The sequence below is a fragment of the Leptolyngbya sp. 7M genome, from assembly GCF_018128485.1.
In genome coordinates, this window is record NZ_CP070897.1 from 5,065,342 (window position 1) to 5,079,060 (window position 13,719).

The 13,719-nt window shown below is 49.7% G+C and carries 18 protein-coding genes and 3 pseudogenes; 7 read left to right on the top strand and 14 right to left on the bottom strand.

Going from position 1 to position 13,719, the window contains the following annotated elements; genetic code table 11:
• The first annotated feature begins 174 nt into the window (after positions 1 to 174).
• Positions 175 to 378 carry a DUF2949 domain-containing protein gene (locus JVX88_RS26320; protein ID WP_036003425.1) on the top strand — a complete coding sequence of 68 codons (204 nt, stop codon included), beginning with the start codon at positions 175 to 177 and terminating at the stop codon, positions 376 to 378.
• 229 nt (positions 379 to 607) lie between these two features.
• Here JVX88_RS26320 and JVX88_RS26325 read toward each other — a convergent pair whose 3' ends face one another.
• Entirely contained in the window at positions 608 to 1,567 is a 960-nt protein-coding gene (locus tag JVX88_RS26325; RefSeq protein WP_211621567.1) for a CoA transferase, read from the bottom strand.
• A gap of 466 nt (positions 1,568 to 2,033) precedes the next feature.
• On the opposite strand from JVX88_RS26325, the gene JVX88_RS26330 reads away from it, so the two are divergent.
• Positions 2,034 to 2,399: a rhodanese-like domain-containing protein gene (locus tag JVX88_RS26330; RefSeq protein WP_211621568.1), complete on the top strand. Its 366-nt coding sequence runs from the start codon at positions 2,034 to 2,036 to the stop codon at positions 2,397 to 2,399.
• 33 nt (positions 2,400 to 2,432) lie between these two features.
• Complete coding sequence (locus JVX88_RS26335) at positions 2,433 to 3,329, top strand: ABC transporter substrate-binding protein (protein ID WP_211621569.1); 897 nt, start codon at positions 2,433 to 2,435, stop codon at positions 3,327 to 3,329.
• A gap of 92 nt (positions 3,330 to 3,421) precedes the next feature.
• Here JVX88_RS26335 and JVX88_RS26340 read toward each other — a convergent pair whose 3' ends face one another.
• The 7 genes and pseudogenes from JVX88_RS26340 to JVX88_RS43320 all read right to left on the bottom strand — a co-directional run.
• Positions 3,422 to 4,114, bottom strand: coding sequence for an HAD family hydrolase (locus JVX88_RS26340; RefSeq protein WP_211621570.1), 693 nt, complete (start codon positions 4,112 to 4,114; stop codon positions 3,422 to 3,424).
• Complete coding sequence (locus JVX88_RS26345) at positions 4,111 to 5,061, bottom strand: FAD-binding oxidoreductase (protein ID WP_211621571.1); 951 nt, start codon at positions 5,059 to 5,061, stop codon at positions 4,111 to 4,113. Before JVX88_RS26345 ends, JVX88_RS26340 begins: the two co-directional genes overlap by 4 nt.
• 126 nt (positions 5,062 to 5,187) lie before the next feature.
• Positions 5,188 to 5,448 carry a DUF6887 family protein gene (locus JVX88_RS26350; protein WP_211621572.1) on the bottom strand — a complete coding sequence of 87 codons (261 nt, stop codon included), beginning with the start codon at positions 5,446 to 5,448 and terminating at the stop codon, positions 5,188 to 5,190.
• Entirely contained in the window at positions 5,445 to 5,621 is a 177-nt protein-coding gene (locus JVX88_RS44425; protein ID WP_410503802.1) for a DUF6888 family protein, read from the bottom strand. The genes JVX88_RS26350 and JVX88_RS44425 overlap by 4 nt, the downstream gene beginning before the upstream one ends.
• Positions 5,622 to 5,787: 166 nt before the next feature.
• Complete coding sequence (locus JVX88_RS26355; protein ID WP_211621573.1) at positions 5,788 to 6,036, bottom strand: hypothetical protein; 249 nt, start codon at positions 6,034 to 6,036, stop codon at positions 5,788 to 5,790.
• Between the two features lie 93 nt (positions 6,037 to 6,129).
• Positions 6,130 to 6,603 (bottom strand): 6-carboxytetrahydropterin synthase, encoded by a 474-nt coding sequence (locus JVX88_RS26360; RefSeq protein WP_317134668.1) that lies wholly within the window; start codon positions 6,601 to 6,603, stop codon positions 6,130 to 6,132.
• Positions 6,604 to 6,621: 18 nt separating this feature from the next.
• Positions 6,622 to 6,762 (bottom strand): annotated as a pseudogene (locus tag JVX88_RS43320) (6-pyruvoyl trahydropterin synthase family protein); the annotation flags it as partial.
• A gap of 19 nt (positions 6,763 to 6,781) precedes the next feature.
• On the opposite strand from JVX88_RS43320, the gene JVX88_RS26365 reads away from it, so the two are divergent.
• The 3 genes from JVX88_RS26365 to JVX88_RS26375 all read left to right on the top strand — a co-directional run bounded on the left by JVX88_RS26365 (position 6,782) and on the right by JVX88_RS26375 (position 8,516).
• A complete protein-coding gene (locus tag JVX88_RS26365; protein ID WP_211621574.1) occupies positions 6,782 to 7,225 on the top strand; it encodes a sporulation protein in 444 nt (147 codons plus the stop codon).
• On the top strand, positions 7,218 to 7,445 hold the full coding sequence (locus JVX88_RS41110; RefSeq protein ID WP_211621575.1) for a sporulation protein: 228 nt from the start codon (positions 7,218 to 7,220) through the stop codon (positions 7,443 to 7,445). Before JVX88_RS26365 ends, JVX88_RS41110 begins: the two co-directional genes overlap by 8 nt.
• Before the next feature lie 264 nt (positions 7,446 to 7,709).
• Positions 7,710 to 8,516, top strand: a complete 807-nt coding sequence (locus JVX88_RS26375) for a tetratricopeptide repeat protein (protein ID WP_211621576.1) — start codon at positions 7,710 to 7,712, stop codon at positions 8,514 to 8,516.
• Here the strand turns inward: JVX88_RS26375 and carB are convergent.
• From carB to JVX88_RS26400, 6 genes and pseudogenes are all read right to left on the bottom strand, one after another.
• Positions 8,473 to 9,561 carry a carbamoyl-phosphate synthase large subunit gene (gene carB, locus JVX88_RS26380; protein ID WP_317134448.1) on the bottom strand — a complete coding sequence of 363 codons (1,089 nt, stop codon included), beginning with the start codon at positions 9,559 to 9,561 and terminating at the stop codon, positions 8,473 to 8,475. The two genes, JVX88_RS26375 and carB, sit on opposite strands and share 44 nt — an antisense overlap.
• 460 nt (positions 9,562 to 10,021) lie before the next feature.
• Entirely contained in the window at positions 10,022 to 10,174 is a 153-nt protein-coding gene (locus tag JVX88_RS26385; protein ID WP_211621577.1) for a hypothetical protein, read from the bottom strand.
• Positions 10,143 to 10,787: an aminotransferase class V-fold PLP-dependent enzyme gene (locus JVX88_RS26390; protein ID WP_263975258.1), complete on the bottom strand. Its 645-nt coding sequence runs from the start codon at positions 10,785 to 10,787 to the stop codon at positions 10,143 to 10,145. Before JVX88_RS26390 ends, JVX88_RS26385 begins: the two co-directional genes overlap by 32 nt.
• A 121-nt stretch (positions 10,788 to 10,908) precedes the next feature.
• Positions 10,909 to 11,043 (bottom strand): hypothetical protein, encoded by a 135-nt coding sequence (locus JVX88_RS41115; protein ID WP_263975702.1) that lies wholly within the window; start codon positions 11,041 to 11,043, stop codon positions 10,909 to 10,911.
• Between the two features lie 22 nt (positions 11,044 to 11,065).
• Positions 11,066 to 11,176: pseudogene (locus JVX88_RS39120) on the bottom strand (4Fe-4S binding protein); the annotation flags it as partial.
• 70 nt (positions 11,177 to 11,246) lie between these two features.
• Positions 11,247 to 12,233: a NifB/NifX family molybdenum-iron cluster-binding protein gene (locus JVX88_RS26400; RefSeq protein WP_263975259.1), complete on the bottom strand. Its 987-nt coding sequence runs from the start codon at positions 12,231 to 12,233 to the stop codon at positions 11,247 to 11,249.
• Positions 12,234 to 12,880: 647 nt separating this feature from the next.
• On the opposite strand from JVX88_RS26400, the pseudogene acsF reads away from it, so the two are divergent.
• Positions 12,881 to 13,660 (top strand): annotated as a pseudogene (gene acsF, locus JVX88_RS26410) (magnesium-protoporphyrin IX monomethyl ester (oxidative) cyclase); the annotation flags it as partial.
• Between the last annotated feature and the right edge of the window lie 59 nt (positions 13,661 to 13,719).

A 13,719-nucleotide genomic window follows, 5' to 3' on the forward strand; every position in this document is an offset into this window, starting at 1 on the left:
ATAAATCGGCGTCCATTGTACTAAGCCTGTGATACACTGGTGCGTCATGCGGTTTTCCCGGAGCCAACGTTAGTAGACTCACTGAATTCCGTGATCTCCATCATGGGTTTTTCACCCAGGAGATTTTAGACTCGCTAAACGAACAGACTACAATATCCTGTCAATATCCTGTCCATGCAATCCAGCCAGCAACAACGATTAATTGAATTCCTAGAGCGCGATTTGGCAATTCCTACCAGCGCCATCGCCATTGGTTTGCGCCATCAAGAACAATCGGTGCCTTTACCAGATAACTTGCTGCCCATGGTGCTGTGGCAGTACGGGTTATTGACGATTGAGCAGCTTGATCAAGTGTTTGAATGGCTAGAACATGCCTAGTCAAATGCCGCAATTGCTAATCATAGAAACTATAAAAGTTAGTATTTACCCGCACGTCTGATTGTGCGTCTATATATTCGTTTCGGCTTGCCGAGCCTAGTTTGATTAGTTTGAAGACAGAGCCAGTCAGAACTTCTGAAAGTTTCGTCGAAAGCACACTAGAAGTGCGCTTAAGCCAAGAGTCCGCAATGAAACCTGCCAGATAAAACCTGCCAGATGAACCTACTAATTAACGGGGCAGCCACTCAGGTTTGCTAGAGCCGATCGGGTAGATGATTGGATCTACCCAGTATTCCGGGGTCTTGGACATCTCGACCTGAGATCCCAATCGCGTGAACTCGCCAAACGCGGTCTGTCCAGTTTGGAGATTAGGCTGTAACGGTTGGTGCTCCGGTCCCAAATTTTCTAGATCCAACAGTAAGTTCTTATCCACTAGCCCAAGAGCCTGTTCAAACATAATGGTTTGAGAGAGGGTGACCGTCACCTTGTAACTGCCGCCTTCGGTAGCTCGACGAATTAGGGCGGCTTGCGCGCCAATGGTTCCTAAATAACCAGTCAAGAAATCACAAACTACGTTAACCCCGTGCGGTAACTGAGGTTGATCCGGACTCCCCAGATCACAAAACATTCCGGTCAGTCCTGCAGCTGTAAAGTCATATCCCATCCAGTCAGCCCATGGACCAGTAGGCGTGTTGAGTTTAACACTCACATAGATGATTCCAGGCCGAAACTCTGCCAGTTCCCCTGCGGAGTAACCCTGACTCGCGGCTAGGTGTGGACGTAGATTCTCGACGAAAATGTCAGCATCCTTAACCAGTTTGTAAATCGCCTTCCGGTTGCTGTCGATGCGGGCATCAAGGTAGGTTTGGCGGATTCCGGCATAGCACTGCCAGTATAGCGTCGGTTCCTCAATCCAGTTGAGCGTATTGAGGTTCAGGCAATCGGCACCCTGAGCAGCGAGCTGGCGCAAGATGGTTGGACCAGCGACTACATGTACCATTCCCAGTGCTCGTATGCCTGAGAGCGGTCGGTCGCCAACTGGGAAGGGTTCTGGATCGCTGTCCCCTATTTTTTCAATATGGATCAACGGAGTTGCAACATGATGACGATACTGTTCCGTTGCTTGGTATTCCTCTCGAGTCCGGCAGATGGAGAGTGGAATCGCCGCATCTTGAGCTGCCTTCTCCAAGTCCTGAGCATCCCATTTCCGGGTAGCTGACTGACGGTTGGACTGACGACTGAATTTGCAGGACCAGCTTGCGGTTGAGCTACTGTAGCTAGCGGATTTTGAACTAGATTCAGCAGCGGCAACGTCGCTACAACTAGCGCAGACCCAAGCAAAACCCGAAGATGTTTAGGCACGTCCATGATTTAGTTCAACCCAATAATCCAACCACACCGTATTTTTAATTCTATTCTGAGAAGAAAATCGTAGCGCGGTGTTAAGGAATTTTTGTGGAACGCGATCGGCAGAAGAGTGGATGGGTGGGATGTGACGAATTAGAAATGAGTACAATTGCTTATTTAATTTCACTGCAAATGTCAAGAATGCATAACTTAAGTAATCAGTAAATATTTCCTCAATAAAAATTTGCGCAACCTGAGAAATATTGTTACATTGCAAGGGAACTCCCACAGTTGCCAGTTGAATTCCTATGCTGTTTGGTATTTTGCCGCTTGCACCTCTGCGGCCCAAGTCTCGTGTTTATGATCTGAAGGCTCGTCTCGATTGGGGTAAGCCAGCCCTGACGATTATCGATGTGCGCGAGCGCCATGAATTTCAGTTCAGTCATATTCTTGGTGCCATCAATATGCCAATGCCCGAATTGACTCGCCGTGCCCGCGCCACGCTGGAACCCGATCGCGATATCTACCTCTACAGCGATACCGACGAAGACACGGCACTAGCAGCTCAACAGCTTCGTCAAGCTGGATTTTGCAACATCTCGGAACTGCAAGGCGGGCTGCCAGCCTGGAAAGCAATGGGCTATCCAATTGAAAAGGGGTTTGTGGTGGCTTAAGGTTCTTTTCCCCTATCGCGCTTTCCTAGCGATATGATCCAGAAAGCCGAACGCAGGGAGATGGCCGCTGGAATGCTGAAGCTGAAATGGAATGTGGGGTTGAGGCAAGCAATGACGTTGCTATTGGCCCTGGTATTAATCCTGCCGCTGGTGGCCTGTAATCCAAGTCAGTTTCGCACCCAGGCGGCCCAAGTGCCCCGGTTGGTGAGAACGTCGATCAGCGAACCCAAGACCTTCAATTACGTCACTAGCGATGATACCAACTCTACTGAGATTGTGGCCCTGGTGTATGATGGCCTGCTGTCTACCAATGGAGTGACGGGGGAACTAGAACCTGGGCTGGCAGAATCGTGGGAGATTTCCCCGGATCAAACGCGAATTGTCTACAAGCTGCGGCCAGGACTGAAGTGGTCGGACGGCGCTCCGATTACGGTGGATGATATTGTCTTTACCTACAACGACATAATTTTCAACGAGAAGATTCCCACCAGTACGGCAGATATTTTCCGGATTGGCGATGAAGGGGCATTTCCTACGGTACGCAAGCTAGATGAGCAGCGGGTGGAATTTGCAGCACCTGAACCCTTTGCGCCGTTGTTGCGGTTTGCGGGTGGTGCTTTTTTACCCAAACACGCGCTGGAGAAAACGGTTACAACCCTTGACTCAGAAGGGAATCCGCAGTTTTTGTCAACCTGGGGCACCGATAGCGATCCGAAGCAGATTATTGGCAGTGGCCCCTATCGGATCAAGAGCTACCAGCCAAGTGAGCGGGTGATTTTAGAGCGCAATCCCCACTACTGGCGCAAAGACGCCCTGGGCAATCAGCAGCCCTATATCGATCAATTCATTATTCAAATCGTGGCTTCTACGGATGTGTCGCTGATGCAGTTTCGGGCCGGTGGCGTCGATGTGGAAGGCGTTACAAGGTAAGCCGCCGCAGCAAGCAGATCGTTTTCTGCATTACTGCGTGAAATGAATTTTTCGCTCATAATTACTAATTAAGATGAGAAGCGTCAAAACGTTTACGCAAAGACTCGACGCATCGATTCAGGCATCCAATCATCCAGCCGGTTAGCAACGTGATCGGCGCCTGCAGAACGAAGCTCATCGGCCGAGACTGTGTTAGCGACCCCGAGCACCGGCAGATCCGCAGCCTTTCCCGCCTGAACGCCTTGTGGAGAATCTTCGATAACGAGACATTCTGAGTGGATCATCGGCAAGCCACCGTTTGCGATCCTCACAAGATCTATTTGCCGAAAACCTTCGCGGTAACACGCCGGATCGGGCTTGTGCGTCGGAATATCTTCGGCACTGAGTATCACGGAAAAATTCGGAGCAAGGCCGGTAAGGTTCAAAACCAGATCGATCTCTTCACGCTTTGCCATGCTTACAACACCGACCGCAAATTCGTTTGAACACTTCTTGATAAAGTTTTCTACGCCGTCAAAGAGCGGCACATTTTGCTGAACACGCTCGCGCCAATTGGCCGTCTTTGCTCCGAGTACCGCAATGAGTTCATCGTCATTGATCGGCTTTCCGGCTTCTCCAAAGACCGAACGCACGAACGCGCGGTCGTTCATTCCCATACGCGCGTAATACATCTCATCGGTAAGCTCGATGCCGTATGGCTTCAGCACCTCACGATAGGCTTCGCACTGCACCTGTTCGTCGTCAATAACTACACCGTTCCAGTCCATTAAAATTGCTTTGATCATAGATATTTCCCGTCAAACATATTCCCGCGGCCAAGGATCCCTTTCGGATCAAACATATTTTTTAATTCGGCCATCTCATTCAGATACCGCTCGCCCATTGCCACGTAAAGATATTTTGATTTCAGTTTGCCAATTCCGTGCTCGGCCGAGATACAGCCGCCAAGCATTATCGACTGAGCGATAAAGCGACCATAAATATGCCGAGCGCGAATCGCATCTTCTTCGGTCTTCGGGAGCAGGTTCGCATGCAGATGGCAATCACCGATATGACCGAAGATCACATATTCGATCCCGCTCGCGTCAAGCATTTCTTTTTGATATTTGAGAAATCCCGCGAAATTCTCGTCCGGCACCGCCATATCTGTCCCGATCTTCTTCTGCTTATTGCGGACGACGCGTTCGTTTACGGCCACCGGCAATGCGTGCCGAAAGGCTCGCATCTTTTCGCGGTCCGCATCGGTCGTCGTGAACCAGGAACCATCTACATCCGCGTTATGTTTTTCAAGTAATGCGCTCCATTGTTCTAGCAAAACATCCTCCGTTTCACCAGACATTTCTTGCTCAAAAAATATAGCACCAGCCATACCTTCAGGCGTTTCCGGAAATTTCTCGCGGATGAAGCCCAAAGCTCGATCATCAAAATACTCGACCAAACTGGCACTTATGTCAGACCCATAGAGAAAAGCCTCTGCATCATCTATTCTTGCCCTTGCAAAACTTTTCGCTTTTACACCTTCTACGAAAGCCATAAGGTCTTCGTGCCTCTCAAAAAACACGATCCCTGAAAAGAAACCATCCGGCCTGTTGACGAGCCGCAACTCTATCTCCGTGATGACACAGAGTGTGCCCTCACTTCCGATAAAAAGATCGATCGCATCCAGCGGCTGCTCGTTAAAATAGCCCGAGACATTTTTCCGAACTTTAGGCCGCCGATGAAAAGCCACCATCGACCCAAATGCAAACCAGACGCGGCAGGCGATGGCGTTCCGCTCTTAACGTCTCACCTTCACTGTACTGGCTGAGCAGATGGAGCGATCGTTCCCAATCGTCTCAGTCAAGGTTGCCGACGAACTTTACTCGTTCGATGATTCAGCTGATTCATCAGTCGTTTGTTTTCTCTGCATCTCCCTTTCCCGGTCTTTTTCAAGGATGGGTCTGATGATCTCTAATTGTTGCTGCCACTCTTCTTCAGTTTGGGGTAGCGCAAAGCGCAAAGTGGTTGAATCTGGGCTGTGCCGACTGAATAGAGATTCTAATGCATCTAGATCATCTCTGTGTTCGAGTACATAAGCTCGCAGTTCGGCTTTTGTCATTGCTTCAAAATTTGGTTTCATAGAAAACTCCAAGTGCCGTCACGGTAGATTTCAACTTGAAGATCATTACCTGCCAGGATGTAGATTGTGCCTGTTCTGTCATTAAACCGAAATAGCAAAATCTCTCGATAGCAGTTCGATAACATCTGGCAAACTCTGATGCAGGAAAACCCTTGTTCAACGGTCGGTAAAATAACCTTTCCTCAATTCTGACACAGCTATTTTTGTACACGGAACACGTTACGCCCTACTTCTCCCCCGCCTGCTTCGTCTTGCATTCCTTCAACCCCAACTGTTGACAAAACGCTGGATTGTAGATTGCCTGTTGCCAATTCTTGGCGGATTTTACTTGTTCAGGAGTTAGGTTGCGGACACCTCTGCGCCCTCTCCATGTCCAGAAAAATGAACGATCTGGGGCTGGATATCGAGCATGTAGCGATAAACATCTCGTACTCGAACGGCCCATTTAGAAGTCAGCGCAAACCGATCTCGATACTGTGAACGGCGCAGTCCTTCCTCGATTTCCCGCACTTCTTCCCCTAGCCGCAGTTCTGAGGTGTGCTTGGGGTTGGCAGCAAACACAAGGATTTTGCGGAAGGGCGTAGACATAACAAAACCAGGAGCAGGGGCTGTTTCCGCAGTATAGCCTCAAACTCCTGGCTGCTCATGTTTACGCTTCAAATTGTTAAATTAATCCAGCCACTAAGCTGGCGCTAAAACCGGTTCCCGCTGGTCAGCCACACTTATCGATTCTGTTTCGTAGGTGCAGTAGACCTCACAGGAATTGTTTGGACTTTCGATTAGCTTGACTTTGTGGAGCTGTGCTCCAATTTCCCGAATTGGTTGCTTCAGCACATCCCGGATATAAACCGCAATATTCTCAGCTGTGGGTACCACCTCTGCAAAGTAGGGAATATCTTTGTTCAAAAAGGTGTGATCTAACGGCTCCACGACTAAATCATCTACCGCTTTCTGAAACGCCACCAAATCGGCGATCATACCTGTACGCGGATCAATTTCGCCCTTAATTGTGACTTCGAGATGATAGTTATGCCCATGTCCGTTAACACGAGCGCACTTGCCATAGATTTCCGAGTTTTGCTCCAGCGTCAGAGATGGTAGCGCCAACCGGTGAGCAGCGCTGAAGTGTGTACTAATCGTTAAATAAGCTTCCATGCCGTTTCCTTCGTATTCTGCCCAAAGTTCAGGATGTTCAAATAGCTGAATGCGTACCAATGGCAGGTGGGGAACCAATCGCTGCCAGATCACCCGCGCTATATTTTCAGTTGTGGGCAAGGTTTGCTGAAACTCGTCCCAGGTGTCGTTCAGGTAAGCAAAATCAAGCGATACACGCTTGTATGCAGCAGATGCTGTCCCTGGTGAGACATTGGAAGGAGAAGTTCATGTTATCGGTGGAGCTGTTGCTCAAACTATTGAGCAAATCTACTTTTATGTTGCAACTAAGTATAAACGTGAACGCAACAATTCCTCCTCCCATTTCTATCAAGAGTGTAAATTGCTCAAACACCGAGTCACACAAGGATTCACAATACAACCACAAGAAGAAAAGCTTATTCCAGTTGCCATTGAAATTCCCTACCAAACTCCTCTGACCTTGGGACAACAGGAAATTTACATCCGCACTGGATTAGACATTGCAATGGCCATTAATCCTAAAGATTGGGATGACATCTTGATTCGACCACATCCTCTGATGAAGCGAGTTTTGGATGCCTTGGAACTCCTTGGCTTCTATCTTTACCAATCAGATTGCGAATATAACGTTATATTTGGGTAGAGACTATCCTTTTGTCCAAGAGCTTGAGTTTAGACCCAGAGGAAAGTATCAAAGACTTTTGGATGAGTTAGAGGTGATTTTCTACTTAGAGCCAAATCTACTGGAGGTGCTGTTAAAAATTGATCGGCGCGCACGCGGTTTAACAGGTTTAATAGAAGAAGCCCTAGATAGTGATGAGAATTATGCTCGTTTATACGTATCACTAACTGATTTAAACTAACCTTTGCAAAACTTGGCGAATAAGATTGAGAATGTAATTCGGAGACATGTTAGATGATTGAGATGTTGTAGTTCTTTAGGGTGAGAATCTGTTTAAGCCTTGCTCTAAATGCTTGCAGCTAATTCAGCGCCAATTCAGCAAAGTTGACAGTTTTGACCCACAGAAGCGTAATTTTCAAGCATATTGCTGATCTCAGGACTAAGCCTGCAATTAACGTAAGATGAAATCTAAAATGAAATATGGTGTTGATTGCAGCGATTGCCTATGACAAGCCACCCTGAAATGCAAGCAAAACTGCTGTTCGATCAAGGCGTACAGGCCTTTGAAGCGCGGGCCTTTGAGCAAGCGCTGGGGTATTTAGACCAGTCGTTAGCCTTGGATGCAGATAATACTGATACCTGGTGTTGTCGCGGTTTGGTGCTGGGCCATTTGAAACGCTATGCCGAATCGGTTGACAGTTTTGACCAAGCGCTCCGGCGTACCCCTACCGATCATACGGCGCTCTACAACAAGGGACTGGTGCTGGCAGAATGGCAGAAACATCAGGCAGCACTCGAAGCATTTACGCAACTACTAGAGTACTATCCCCACGACTACCGGGCTTGGGATGCCAAAGGCACTGCCTTCATGAATCTGGGGCAACATAATGACGCACTGAATGCCTACGATCGAGCGGTGGAGTTTAACCCAGATGGCTACATGGCCTTGGTGAACCGGGCCAGTGCCCTCACAGCCCTCAAACGTTACAAGGGCGCAATTCGCAGCCTGAATCAAGCGCTGCACATGAACCCTGACGAATCGACTGGCTGGTATAACCGGGGCTGCATCTACATGGCCCAAGAAGACCCCGATCAAGCAATTCCGGATTTTCAAAAAGCGATTGAGCTGAATCCAGAAAACACCTCGGCCTGGATTAATTTAGGCAACATGTACGGCCAGAAAGGAGAAGAAACCGAGGCGCTGCGCTGTTACCAGAAAGCAGTAGAAATCAACCCCAACGATACCCATGCCTGGAACGACCAAGGCATCACCCTGCGCCGGTTGGGACGAGGTCGTCCTTGGCGCCCTTGAACTTCTCGAACGCGAAGCGCGGGATCTTGGTCACGACGTAGTCGATGGTCGGCTCGAAACTGGCCGGGGTCGCGCCGGTGATCTCGTTGGTGATCTCGTCGAGCGTGTAGCCGACCGCCAGCTTGGCCGCGACGCGGGCAATGGGGAAGCCGGTCGCCTTCGATGCCAGCGCCGAGGAGCGCGATACGCGCGGGTTCATCTCGATCACGATCAGGCGGCCGTCCTTCGGATTGACTGCGAACTGGACGTTGCTGCCGCCCGTCTCCACCCCGATCTCGCGCAGGCAGGCGATGCTCGCGCTGCGCATGATCTGGTATTCCTTGTCGGTCAGCGTCAGCGCCGGGGCGACGGTGATCGAATCGCCGGTGTGGACGCCCATTGGATCGACGTTTTCGATCGAGCAGATGATGATGGCATTGTCGTTCCGGTCGCGGACGACTTCCATCTCGTATTCCTTCCAGCCGAGGAGCGATTCCTCGATCAGGACCTCGGTGGTGGGCGAGGCGTCGAGCCCTTCGCGCACGATCCGCTCGAACTCGGCCTTGTTGTAGGCGATGCCGCCGCCGGTGCCGCCCAAGGTAAAGGCCGGACGAATAATCAGTGGGTAGGAGCCAATCTGCTGGGCAATTTCTTTGGCCTCTGCCATTGTTTCCGCCAAGCCAGAGGGACAGACGCCGACGCCAATCCGCTCCATTGCTTCTTTGAACAGCTTGCGGTCTTCGGCCATTTCAATCGCCGGCAGTTTGGCCCCAATCAGCTCGACGCCGTATTTCTCTAGGGTGCCGTTCTTGGCCAGAGCCACGGCTAAGTTGAGCGCGGTTTGGCCGCCCATCGTTGGCAACAGGGCATCTGGGCGCTCTTTGGCGATAATTTTCTCAACGATCTCCGGCGTCAGCGGCTCAATATAGGTGCGATCGGCAGTTTCCGGATCGGTCATAATCGTGGCCGGGTTGGAGTTGACCAGCACCACCTCAAAGCCTTCATCTCGTAGCGCTTTACAGGCTTGGGTGCCGGAGTAGTCAAACTCGCAGGCTTGCCCGATCACAATCGGACCAGAGCCAATCAGCAAGATTTTGTGAATGTCAGTTCGGCGAGGCATAGATCAGAGCCAGAGTTACGCATTTAAATCCAAACTATTCTAGTTGGTATTGAGCCGATCGTTTTGCTGTCTCTGATTCAAGTTGAAATGTCAGGGTCTGCGATGATGGAATATTTCGTTACGTGGCGGGGGGATGCCAACCCGCTTTGACCCAGTTAGACCTCTACAATCGTCCTGACTTGGCCTCGAACTAACCCTTGCTCTAGGCAATGGGTGAATCAGCAGACGTCCGCACGGTGCCAATCGATAGATCTCACCCACCGCTCAGGCAGCGGTAAAAGCAGATACCTATCCGATTAGCCGGGTGGCCTATCTGGTTATGCCGCAGCAACCAGCCCTGCGGTGAAGCAATTTATTGATATGGTGCTTTCGCCACAGGGCCAGCAAATCGTTAGCAGGCTTGGGTTTACGCCTCTGCAATGATCAGGCCATTCGCAGGATAGGAGCCAAGGTCGTTAAGGTTAACCTCCACACCGCTGGAACGAATGCCGTTGTCGCGGTGATAGAGATAGTGCTTGACTTCCCGCTTATGCCGGAGGGCACGTTGGACAAACTGCAATGGGCGGCAAAGCTTTTGCAGAGTGGACTGCCGTTGCCAGCGCTGTTTTGAGGTTTAAGGGCAATTTGCCGGCCACCTGCACCGCATCGACATGGAAGGTGGCGCCATATTCTTTCGCAATTGCACCCACTTGTTCAACTGGAAATACCGTGCCGGTTTCATTGTTGGCGTACATGGTGGAAACCAGAGCAGTGTTGCCAGTCATAGCGGCTTCCAGCTCCATCAGGTCCAATTGTCCCTTGCGGTCTACTGAAAGGTAAGTGACGGTATATCCTTGCTTTTCAAGCTGCTTGAACAGATTCAATACACAGGCATGTTCGACTTGCGTGGTAATCAGATGTTTCCGATCGGGTTGAGCGGCTAGAGCTGCTCGAATCGCGGTATTGTTTCCTTCAGTGCCGCAGCTTGTAAAAATGACTTCCGACTCTTCTGCGCCTAGTAGTTCAGCGACTTGTCCATGCGCCTGTTTCAGCGCCTTACCCACCTGTCCACCAAAACTATGCATCGAAGAAGGATTGCCGTAATATTCGGTCAAATAGGGCAGCATTGCCTCCAGCACATTTGGATCAATTTTGGTGGTGGCATTGTTGTCGAGATAAATCACTGCGCTCATGCGTTAGCTCCCACAGGTGTAGGGGTTTGTAAGTGTTGAGACAATTTTTGCGAATAGTGGGAATAGGTATTGAACCAGGACTGCCAATATTCAGATTGGTGATTGGCTTTGAGCCGAGAGACTAGACAATCGTAAAGGGTAAACCAGTTTTCCCAGTAATCGTTTGAGCTGGCGGTGAGGGATTGCGGTAGAATCGCCAGATCTGGAATGCATCCGTTAGCGGTAGGACAAGCGGCCCAACATTGAGGGACAGCATAATGACCTACACAATCGTTACAGCGTTCAGGATTGATTTGATACTGGTGATTATTTTGCCTGATTGCCTGATTCGGACAAACTGATTCGCAACGATTACATCCAATACACTGATTCGTGATCATGTAGGTCATAACAACCCCCTTTAGAATGCTTTAAGTTTTAAGTTTTGAGTTGCAGAACTGGCGTGGGTTACTATACTCCTCAAAACGTTTCGACATGTTGGTCGTAGAATTCCCTAGCTACTTTTTCGATCACGTCATAGGCTTCGATGACATGCAGACCGGCTTCTCTCAGTTCGGCTTTCGGGCATTCACCGACTTTGGAAACCAATATGGCTTTGCAGTCAGCGATAGTTTTGATTACATATTCCAGTGTGGCATCTTCGCCATAACCGCCTTGGCAGTATCGGTCTACCTTGCGGTGACCGACAAACTTGGCTTCGTTAGCGTCTACTTCAAAGATCTGAAATTCCTTAGCGTGACCAAAGTGTTGATTGACAATTCCGCCTCCCTTCGTAGCTACGGCCACCAGAATTTTGGGGCTATTTTTGATGCGCTCGCTAGGTTTGACCTTGGCTTTTGCTAGCTTGATTTCTGCTTTGAACTGCTCAATTCCGGCATGCACTTCTTGACGGAGTTCTGGATCATACTGGGGTGACATTTCCATGAACTTATCTTTGGTAAATTCCTGGCTGCGATCTTCTCCCAGTAATCCAACCGCATCAGCCCGACACTGGCGGCAATGGCGCATCATTTTCATGTTGCTATCGGCGCATTGGTCCTGCAACTGTTTCAATTCTTTGGGTGTAGGACCACGCTGTCCGTTCAAACCAAAATAAGTACCATGCTCCGGAGCCGAAATCAGCGGCATGATATTGTGCAGAAATGCTCCTTTCTCCACCACAATCCGAGTGGTTTGAGCATCAAATTGGCCGATTCTGACATTCTGAATCGCGCCGCCAATCGGCTGGTTGACTGGTTCTTGGCCCAACTGCGTTTCCGGTAAGTCAATCACCAGTCGAGTTGGGTCAAACACAAGCTGCGCCCGGGGCTGCACATCTTCATCGGTTGTAAACTCTAGCCGATTTTGGTTGGAGTGAAATTGCCAGGTTGTCAGTTGCCCAGCTTGGGCTGGAGCTGCGAGGCAGAAAGCGCCGATCAAACTTGGAACTAGCCAGTGGAGTTTCAAAGCCGTTTCACCTACAAACCGTAAATTCTGGAAGCTTAAGTCTTAGTCGTTGTCCGTCATGCCAGCACCCTTGAGAGCTACTAAATCAGACAGATTTCAATCCTGCCCGACTGCTGCAATTTTTCTCGCTCACCATCGAAAAAAGCCTAGCCACTAACTCTATCCAAAATTTGAAAACATGCAATAGGTTTTGAGTTTTAAGTTTTGAGTTGGTGAGAGCTGCTGTTTTCTTGGGCGGGGGGGCTGAATTGCTGCAAGAAGTTGGATTGGTACTCTAGGCCAAACGCATAAGGTACGCACTAAAGCACTGCTACTGCCTCTGGCAACGCGACACGACACGCAGCAACAAGCTACAAACCTCGAACCTTCCCCCTACTCAAAGCTTAAAACTCAAAACTTTCTTTCATAGAGTCTTACTCTTTGTTGCAACTCTTAACGTTATGGCCTTTGAGCCAGTCCCAGAGCTTGGTAGACTAAAGGACGTAAAGCTTGAGTATTCACTGTTTGGCCGGATCTGGCTGAATTAAACCGATTCAATCTGAACGATTCAGTCAGCTCTATCAATCCAGTGGATGGCATCAGTGTTTTTATAGTTATTTAAAATTGCGGGGTTCAACCCCATCCTTGAAGCGAGAGAAACGGTACACATGGTAGATTCCCTCAAAAAACCAGAACTGGAAGAGCTGCGCCCCGGAATTAAGCGTCCTGCGCAGGATACGATTCTCACTCCTCGGTTTTACACCACGGACTTTGAGGAGATGGCGCAGATGGATATCTCCGCAAACGAGGATGAGTTGCGGGCAATTTTAGAAGAATTCCGAACTGACTACAACCGTCATCACTTTGTCCGGACTGAGGAATTCAACCAGTCCTGGGATCAGATTGACGGTGAAACGAGGCAGCTGTTTATCGAGTTTCTAGAGCGTTCCTGTACAGCTGAGTTTTCCGGCTTTTTGCTCTATAAGGAACTATCTCGCAAGCTCAAGGGCAGAAGTCCCGTTTTGGCTGAGTGTTTTCTGCTAATGTCGCGTGACGAAGCCCGCCATGCCGGTTTCTTGAACAAAGCCATGGCCGACTTTGGGCTACAGCTCGATCTTGGCTTCTTGACCGAAAGCAAGAACTACACTTTCTTCAAACCCAAGTTTATTTTCTACGCTACTTACCTCTCAGAGAAGATCGGCTACTGGCGCTACATCACGATCTATCGCCACTTGGAGGCCCATCCTGAGCATCGCATCTACCCCATCTTCCGGTTCTTTGAGAACTGGTGCCAAGACGAAAACCGGCATGGTGATTTCTTCGATGCCATCATGCGGTCTCAGCCCCAGTTCCTCAACGACTGGAAGGCACGGCTGTGGAGTCGCTTCTTCCTGCTGTCGGTGTTTGCCACCATGTACCTCAACGACATTCAGCGCTCTGGCTTCTACGCCCAATAGCGTTAGCTTCAGCCCAGATGGGCAGACAATTGCGGCTGGAACAACTGAGA

Coding starts and splice junctions, on each gene's coding strand:
- JVX88_RS26350 (WP_211621572.1), bottom strand. CDS start 5,448: ATGAAACCAAATTTTGAAGCAATGACAAAAGCCGAACTGCGAGCTTAT.
- JVX88_RS26320 (WP_036003425.1), top strand. CDS start 175: ATGCAATCCAGCCAGCAACAACGATTAATTGAATTCCTAGAGCGCGAT.
- JVX88_RS26390 (WP_263975258.1), bottom strand. CDS start 10,787: ATGAGCGCAGTGATTTATCTCGACAACAATGCCACCACCAAAATTGAT.
- JVX88_RS26345 (WP_211621571.1), bottom strand. CDS start 5,061: ATGGTGGCTTTTCATCGGCGGCCTAAAGTTCGGAAAAATGTCTCGGGC.
- JVX88_RS26375 (WP_211621576.1), top strand. CDS start 7,710: ATGACAAGCCACCCTGAAATGCAAGCAAAACTGCTGTTCGATCAAGGC.
- JVX88_RS26335 (WP_211621569.1), top strand. CDS start 2,433: ATGATCCAGAAAGCCGAACGCAGGGAGATGGCCGCTGGAATGCTGAAG.
- JVX88_RS26360 (WP_317134668.1), bottom strand. CDS start 6,603: ATGGAAGCTTATTTAACGATTAGTACACACTTCAGCGCTGCTCACCGG.
- JVX88_RS41115 (WP_263975702.1), bottom strand. CDS start 11,043: ATGCTGTCCCTCAATGTTGGGCCGCTTGTCCTACCGCTAACGGATGCA.
- JVX88_RS26330 (WP_211621568.1), top strand. CDS start 2,034: ATGCTGTTTGGTATTTTGCCGCTTGCACCTCTGCGGCCCAAGTCTCGT.
- JVX88_RS26355 (WP_211621573.1), bottom strand. CDS start 6,036: ATGTCTACGCCCTTCCGCAAAATCCTTGTGTTTGCTGCCAACCCCAAG.
- JVX88_RS26340 (WP_211621570.1), bottom strand. CDS start 4,114: ATGATCAAAGCAATTTTAATGGACTGGAACGGTGTAGTTATTGACGAC.